The sequence below is a fragment of the Reyranella sp. CPCC 100927 genome, assembly GCF_007859315.1.
In the GTDB taxonomy this organism is placed as follows: domain Bacteria; phylum Pseudomonadota; class Alphaproteobacteria; order Reyranellales; family Reyranellaceae; genus Vineibacter.
On sequence record NZ_VOHA01000050.1, the window covers coordinates 1 to 7370 of the forward strand.

The window sequence follows — 7370 nt, forward strand, 5'->3', positions numbered from 1 at the left end:
ACACCACCAGGCTCTTCAGCACGTCGTCCACCTGGTCCAGGTTGACGGTCAGCTTCAAGGTCGCATCGTTCTCGACCGACGCTTCGTACTCGAAATACCCCACGCCACCCGACGACAGCATCACCCGCTTCAGCGCAAGCTCCTGCGCCAGCGCCGACGTCGACGCCAGCAACGCGGCGGTCAGACCCGCCACGGCGGCCAGCCGACCGCGCGATGATTTCTTGGATTTCGCCATACCCAGCCTCCCGATCCCAACAACCGAGCGGATGCTCACAGCTGATCATGACAATTCGGCGGCGATCGCCGCCAGCGGAAACCGGGGGGACGCTGTCTTGGGTGTTCCGACCTGCGGGGTGCGCATCACATATCCCGCGTCGGACCGTTCACCCAAAACCTTAGCAATCAAAATATTTTCTTGGATCCGACATATGATTGAGGTTCTATACGGATGAGCCAGCCGATCACCCAGTCGCCTGGTTGGCATTCAAGGAATGTCGATGATGTCCAGGATACCGCTCAAGGGATGGTTGCTCGTCCTGGGGCTTCTCGCCGTGGGTTGGGTCGGGCCCGGATTAACGCAGTCGACGCCGCCGCAACCCGCGAATGGGCCATCCGCAGGGCTTGCGGCCTGGGACGGCATCGCCAAGGTCCTGCAGCACCCGCGGTGCCTCAACTGCCACCAGGTGGATACGCCGCTGCAGGGTGATTCACGCCGGCCGCACATTCCCAACGTTGTCCGCGGCACCGACAATCATGGTGTTGTCGGGATGCGTTGCAGCAACTGCCACAACGAGACCGGCAATAATCCCACGTCTGGTGTTCCGGGCGCGCCCCACTGGCAGCTGGCGCCGACGTCGATGCAGTGGCAAGGCCTCTCCAGCGGCGATCTCTGCCGGGCACTCAAGGACCCCGAGCGCAACGGCAAACGCTCGCTTGACGACCTGGTGCACCACATGGGGCTGGAGGGCGATCCACTGGTGCTGTGGGCCTGGACCCCGGGCGCCGGCCGCGAGGCGATCCCCATATCGCATCCAGCCTTCATCGACCTGCTGAAAACCTGGGCACGTGGCGGAGGCCCCTGCCCTCAGTGACTCTTCCGGCGACGCCGTCCCCGGATCACGATCGAAGGAGATGCAACCATGGTTGCCTTGAACATCAACGGCCGGGTCTACGATGTAGACGCTGACCCCGAGATGCCGCTGCTGTGGGCGATTCGCGACAGGCTCAACATGACCGGCACCAAGTTCGGCTGCGGCCGCGCGCTGTGCGGCGCCTGCACGGTCCATATCGACGGCGAAGCCGCGCGATCATGCTCGATCATGGTCGGCACCGTGGCCGGCAAGCAGATCACGACGATCGAGGGCGTTACGGGAAAGGTCGCGGATGCCGTTCGCGGCGCCTGGCAGAAACTGGACGTGGTGCAATGCGGCTACTGCCAGTCCGGGCAGATCATGAACGCGATCACGCTGCTCTCGGGCAACAGCAAGCCGACGGATGCCGACATCGACCTCAGCATGGAGGGCAACATCTGTCGCTGCGGTACCTACGTCCGCATCCGCGCCGCCATCCACGAAGCGGCCAAAGCGCTGACGTAAGGGAAGCGACCATGACCGCATCCCGACGCACGTTTCTCAAGGGTGCCTCGGCCCTGGCAGCCAGCACTTTCCTGCTGGGGACCTATCTTCCCCTCGGCCGTACCGCGCGGGCGCAGCACGGTGCAGCGCCCGCCGCCTCGTTCGATCCCAACGTGTTCCTGAAGATCGATGCGGACAACGTCGTCACCCTGATCAGCAAATATTTCGAGATGGGCCAGGGAGTCACCACCGGCCTGGCAACGCTGGTCGCCGAGGAGCTCGACGCTGACTGGACGATGATGCGCTACGCATTCGCCCCCAACAACGTCCAGCTCTACAACAACCTGGTATTCGGTCCCGTCATGGCAACGGGCGGATCGACCTCGATGGTGGGCAGCTTCGACCAGATGCGCCAAGTCGGTGCCGCGGCACGCGCCATGCTGGTCGCTGCGGCGGCGGCGCGCTGGGGTGTGCCGGCCGGCACCATCACAGTCGCCAACGGCATCCTCAGCCACGCCGCCGCCGGCAAGCGCGCAACCCTGGGCGCGTTCGCCACCGACGCAATGCGCCTGCCGGTGCCGGCCCAGGTATCGCTGAAAGACCCGAAAGACTGGAAGCTGATCGGCACCACGGTCCCGCGCTTGGACTCGGATGGCAAGACGACAGGGACCACCCTGTTCGCGCTCGATGTGCGGCGTCCCGGCGCGGTAACAGCCGTGCTTCAGCGACCGACACGGTTCGGTGCCACGGTTGCCAGCGTCGATGCTTCAGCCGCGAAACAGGTCGCCGGCGTTCTCGACGTGCTGCAGGTCCCGCAAGGTGTGGCGGTGATCGCCAAGGACACCTGGTCGGCCATCCGCGGTCGCGCGGCACTCAAGGTACGCTGGGATACCAGCCGGGCCGAGAACCGCTCGAGCGCCGCGATCTTCGATGAGTACCGGCAGATGATGAGCGGCAGCGGCCTCAGCGCGCAAAAGCGCGGCGATGCCGCGGCGAAACTCGCTGGCGCGGCCCGGACATACGAGGCCGAGTTTACCTTTCCCTACCTTGCCCACACGCCGATGGAGCCGCTGAACGCGACGATGGAGCTGAAGCCGGACGGCGCGGAGATCTGGTCCGGCTGCCAACTGCAGAGTATCGACGAGCATGTCGCGGCCCACGTGCTGGGCCTGACGCCGGACCGGATCAAGATCAACACGCTACACGGCGGCGGCAGCTTCGGCCGGCGCGGCAATCCAACGGGAGACCTGATCGGCGAACTGGCCGCCATCACCAAGGCCTATGGCGGACGGGCGCCGGTCCACCTGGTGTGGACCCGCGAGGACGACGTCAAGGGCGGCTTCTACCGCGCCATGGTCGTTCATCGCGTCAAGGTCGGGCTCGACGCCGGCGGCAACATTGCAGGCTGGGATCACCGGATCGCGACAAAGTCCATCTTCACGGGAACGCCGTTCGAGCCGATGGCGGTGAAGAACAATCTCGATGCGAGCAGCGTCGAAGGCGTCGTGGATAGCGCCTATGAACTGTCGGACTTCGACGTCCGATGCTTCAACGTGACGTCACCGATCCCGGTGCTGTGGTTGCGCTCCGTCGGCCACAGTCACGCGGCGCACGTGATGGAGAGCACCATCGACGAGCTGGCGCACCTCGCCGGCAAGGACCCGATCGACTTCCGCGCCGCGCTGCTGAGCGGAAAGCCCCGCGACCTGGCGGTTCTGAACCTTGCCAAGGAGCGATCCGGCTGGGGCGCCTCCCTGCCGGAAGGCCGGGGACGCGGCGTGGCCTACCATGTCTCGTTCGGCACCCGGATCTGCATGGTCGCCGATGTCACGGTCTGGCCCACCAGGGTCAAGGTCGACCGCATCGTGGCGGTGGTGGATTGCGGTGTGGCGATCAACCCCGACATCGTGAAGGCACAGGTCGAGGGTGCCATCGGCTTTACCCTGTCGTCGGCGCTGCGCAACCAGATCACGCTGCGCGACGGCGAGGTCGAGCAGAGCAACTTCGACGACTACGAGCCGACACGCATGCGTGAAATGCCCCAGGTCGAAGTGCATATCGTGAAGTCGCTCGAGCGGCCATCCGGCATCGGCGAACCCGGCGTGGCTCCTGTCGCCCCGGCAATCGCCAACGCTATCTTCGCCGCCACCGGCAAGCGCCTGCGATCGCTACCGCTGGGCGGCGGAACACGGGCCTGACCCGCAACGGAAGGCCAGCCTGCCGTGGCACGTCGGGCGGCCATCCCGTCGGCACGAGGGATATAGCCCCCGGCTTCAGGCGCGGCGGCCAAGGAAGCGGTCGAGCACGTTGCGGGTGATCTGCTGGGTGCAGAAGTCGCCGCGGGCCAGGCCCATCACCCACTCGCAGCTGCCGGCGGTGAAGACCTCGCCGCGGCCGCGCGGCATGGCGACGATCATGCCCGAACCGTAGTGCTGGGGATCCTTGTCGCCGGCCGGGGTGCCCGGCGGCACCAGCTTCGTGCTGGAGTTCGGCCTGCCGTTGCCCAGGTAGTAGCGGAAGCCCTCGCCGCGATGCTCCTCCTCCACGCGCACGGCCGGCGCCATGGCCAGGATCTCGATCGTGCCCGGTGCGCCATCGTCGCCGGTCGGGTATGGCAGGCCGCGCCGGAACGTGTAGTCCAGGCCGTCGACCTCGTAGCCGAAAACACCGGCCTCGCCGCCGATCACGTCGCCGTAGGAGATCTCCGTCCCCGCAAAAGCCCAGTGCCCCGGGCGATAGACCGTGAAGCCGCGGCTGCTGCGCGGCACGAGGCCGCCCCAGGAGGCGTAGACGCCCTGCAGGCCGTTGACGCCCACGGTCGTCGCACCGGGCCAGCCGATCGCCGGATCCTCCCAGGCGCCGGTCAGCAGATGCGCGCGGTCGGTGCCGCGCACGGGATCCTCGTCGTGCGCGCGGGCCTTGTAGCAGACCTGCCGGCGGCCCTCGTCCTCGAGCCGGACCTGCCACAGGTAGTTGCCGGCGAAGCGCGCCAGCTTGCCGCCGCCGTCGACGAAGGCATCGACGGTGCGGCGCATGTCGGCCGTCCAGTATTCGTCATGACCGACGATGACGGCGGTGCCGTAGCGGGCCAGGATCTCGGGCCGGTAGTGCAGGTCGGTCTGGGTGATCATGTCGAAGGCGTAGCCCTCGCGCTCGGCCCAGACCGCGAAGTGCCGATCGAACTGCGCCCAGCCGGCCGAGGCGAAGTACTGGGCAAAGCCATTGGTGAAGGCCCATTCCTTGGTCGGATAGCGCGGCGCTTCCCAGGCGCGGCGGTGCTGCGGATCGCACAGCCGCGGCGCGCCCGGCGGCAGCCACACCAGGCCGCGTGTCCACGGGCGCTCGGTGCTCAAGGTCGGCGAGAACTGGTTGCGGTTCGCGCCATCGATGCCGTCATACGAATTGGCGCCGCCCCAGTCGTTGTAGGCGAGCCATGTCGAGGTCGGCAGGATGAACAGGAAGCGATCGCGCGGCGGTGCCGGATCGGCGGGCGTCACGACGAAGAAATGGTGGTGCAGGAACGAGGCCCCGGTACCTGCGGCGCAGGTCGAGGCCACGCGATAGAAGCCGGACGGCAGATCCAGTGGCAGTTGCCAGCGATGGCTCACCGGCCACTTGCAGCCGTCGCGATAGGCATCCGCCGGCGCGGCGACGAACCGGCCCGGCAAGTCCGTCGCTTCGTGCACCAGGGTCGGCGTGACCCCGTCGCGCCAGACCTGGATCGTCCACTGCACCGCCGTCGTGCTGCTATGAAAGGCGACTTCGCTGCCCGGCGCATAGGAGATCGCGTCGGTGTAGGTGTAGACCTCGGGCACCGCCGGATCCTCGCGCGGCGCTTCGTACCAGTGCGCCAGGTGCCAGTTGTCGCCGGGATGCATCGCCACGGAATGCCGCTTCACGACGTTCATCGGCGTGTATTCGGGCATCGATGCCCGGCGGGAATCGGTCGACATCAGGGGATCCTTGATGGTGTCACCGTCATCGCGAACGCAGCGAGGGATCTCCTGGGAATGGAGTCTCCGCTCGCGGGAGATCCCTCGCTGCGCTCGGGATGACAGACGCGGTTACTTGACGGAGACGTTCCAGAAGCGCGGCAGGTAGTATGGCGTGAAGCCATCGATCCTCTTGGTGTTCACGGCGCGGATGGCACCGATGTCACCGACCTTGATCATGTAGGCCTGATCCAGCACCCGCTTCTCGATATCGGCCCAGGCGGCGATGCGCAGCTTGGGATCGAGCGAGGTGTAGAATCGATCATAGGCCCCGTCGAGCACGTCATCGCCCTTCACCTGCGGGAAGGTATAGAACATCACCTTCCACTGCTGCGGCCCCAGCAGCGGGTTCGAGCAGAAGCCGGTGGTCGACACGTTCCAGGTGCCGGTACCGCGCTGCATGTTGCTGGCGTTGGTGGTCCAGTCGACGACATCGACGGCGGCATTCATGCCCGCCGCCTTCAACTGCTCCGCCAGTACCAGGATGGCGCTGCGCATGTAGTTGTAGTTGGAGTTGGTCTGCAGCGTGATCTTCTCGCCGTTGTAGCCGGCCTTCTTCAACAGCTCCTTGGCCTTGGCCGGGTTGTTCTGGTCGTAATAGGGCTTCATCGCATCGCCCTGGTAGTAAGGGCTGCTCGGATAGACCAGCGAGTGGCTGGTCTGCGCCAGCACACCCGTCGCGTCGATCACATCCGTGGCGTTGAGCGCCGCCGAGATCGCCTGCCGCACCAGCGGATTCTTGGTTGCCCCCTGCTGCGTGTTGACGACGAAGACCTGCATGCAGAACGGGAAAATCTTCAGCACCTGGAGCTCGGGACGTCCCTCCAGGCGCTTGACCAGGTCGGGCGGCACGTCGGCCATCACATCGGCACCGCCGGACTGCATCGCCGCCACGCGCGTGTTGGCCTCCGGCACGAAGTTGTAGCGCACCGAATCGAGATAGGCCGTGCGCCGGCCGGCGAGACCATCGGGACCGGGCGAGCGCGTATCGGCGACATAGCCGTCGAAGCGCTTGAGGACGAGGTGGCTGTCCTTCACCCACTCGCCCAGGGTGAACGGACCGGTGCCGACGATGTCCAGTTCGCGGGCTGCCTTGTCGCGCTGCTCGGCGGGAACAATGGCGAAGGGATAGACCGGCGATTTCAGGATGTCGACGAAGACCGCGTTGGGCTTGGTCAGACGGACAACGAACGTATAGGGATCGGGCGCCTCGAAGCGCTCGACGTCGGCCAACACGCTGGCGTTGGGGCTGACGCGCTTGTAACGCTCGAACGACGCCAGCACATCGGCCGACGTCATCTCCTTGCCGTTCTGGAACTTCACGCCCTTGCGCAGGGTGAAGGTGAACATCTTGGCGTCAGGGCTGGTCGACACGGTGTCGGCCAGCGACGGCTTGGTGTTGTAGTCGGCGTCGATCGCAACCAGCGTCTCGAAGATGTGATGGATGACCTCGAGTTCGACCAGGCTGGCAGCGACATGCGGATCCAGCGTGCCCGGACCGGACAAGTTGGCGTAAACCACGGTGCCGCCCTGCTTCGGCTGCGCCCATGCGGCCGACGGCAGCGCCAGGCCGGCCGCGAACGGCAGCGCCAGCACGGCCAGACGAAGCGGTGTTGCGATGGTCTTCATATCGATCACTCCCTAAAGTTCCGGTTGTCGTTCAAACTGTCATCCCGAGCGTAGCGAGGGATCTCCCGCGACAAGCGCACCGTGCGTCATCCTCAGGAGATCCCTCGCTACGCTCGGGATGATGGTGTGGACGGCCCCCACCCGGCATCGATGTGCCAAACTGGTTGTGGTGATG

At 66.0% G+C, this 7370-nt stretch carries 5 protein-coding genes and 1 pseudogene; 3 read left to right on the plus strand and 3 right to left on the minus strand.

The features are described 5' to 3' along the window. Positions 1 to 235, minus strand: a pseudogene (locus FQU96_RS41775) (hypothetical protein); the annotation flags it as partial. 265 nt (positions 236 to 500) lie between these two features. Here FQU96_RS41775 and FQU96_RS41780 point away from each other — a divergent pair. The 3 genes from FQU96_RS41780 to FQU96_RS41790 are packed head-to-tail and all read left to right on the plus strand — an operon-like array spanning position 501 to position 3772. Further along, positions 501 to 1091, plus strand: a complete 591-nt coding sequence (locus FQU96_RS41780) for a hypothetical protein (protein WP_178131206.1) — start codon at positions 501 to 503, stop codon at positions 1089 to 1091. A gap of 48 nt (positions 1092 to 1139) precedes the next feature. Next, positions 1140 to 1595 (plus strand): (2Fe-2S)-binding protein, encoded by a 456-nt coding sequence (locus tag FQU96_RS41785; protein WP_146547369.1) that lies wholly within the window; start codon positions 1140 to 1142, stop codon positions 1593 to 1595. Between the two features lie 11 nt (positions 1596 to 1606). After that, on the plus strand, positions 1607 to 3772 hold the full coding sequence (locus tag FQU96_RS41790; protein ID WP_146547370.1) for a xanthine dehydrogenase family protein molybdopterin-binding subunit: 2166 nt from the start codon (positions 1607 to 1609) through the stop codon (positions 3770 to 3772). A 75-nt stretch (positions 3773 to 3847) separates the two neighbouring features. Here FQU96_RS41790 and FQU96_RS41795 read toward each other — a convergent pair whose 3' ends face one another. Continuing rightward, complete coding sequence (locus tag FQU96_RS41795) at positions 3848 to 5527, minus strand: N,N-dimethylformamidase beta subunit family domain-containing protein (RefSeq protein WP_255468897.1); 1680 nt, start codon at positions 5525 to 5527, stop codon at positions 3848 to 3850. A gap of 111 nt (positions 5528 to 5638) precedes the next feature. Next, entirely contained in the window at positions 5639 to 7195 is a 1557-nt protein-coding gene (locus FQU96_RS41800; protein ID WP_146547371.1) for an ABC transporter substrate-binding protein, read from the minus strand. Positions 7196 to 7370: the final 175 nt, after the last annotated feature.

What these genes read in the sequence shown, in the direction of transcription:
- FQU96_RS41790 (WP_146547370.1), top strand. Translation starts at nt 1,607, where the DNA reads ATGACCGCATCCCGACGCACGTTTCTCAAGGGTGCCTCGGCCCTGGCA.
- FQU96_RS41780 (WP_178131206.1), top strand. Translation starts at nt 501, where the DNA reads ATGTCCAGGATACCGCTCAAGGGATGGTTGCTCGTCCTGGGGCTTCTC.
- FQU96_RS41785 (WP_146547369.1), top strand. Translation starts at nt 1,140, where the DNA reads ATGGTTGCCTTGAACATCAACGGCCGGGTCTACGATGTAGACGCTGAC.
- FQU96_RS41795 (WP_255468897.1), bottom strand. Translation starts at nt 5,527, where the DNA reads ATGTCGACCGATTCCCGCCGGGCATCGATGCCCGAATACACGCCGATG.
- FQU96_RS41800 (WP_146547371.1), bottom strand. Translation starts at nt 7,195, where the DNA reads ATGAAGACCATCGCAACACCGCTTCGTCTGGCCGTGCTGGCGCTGCCG.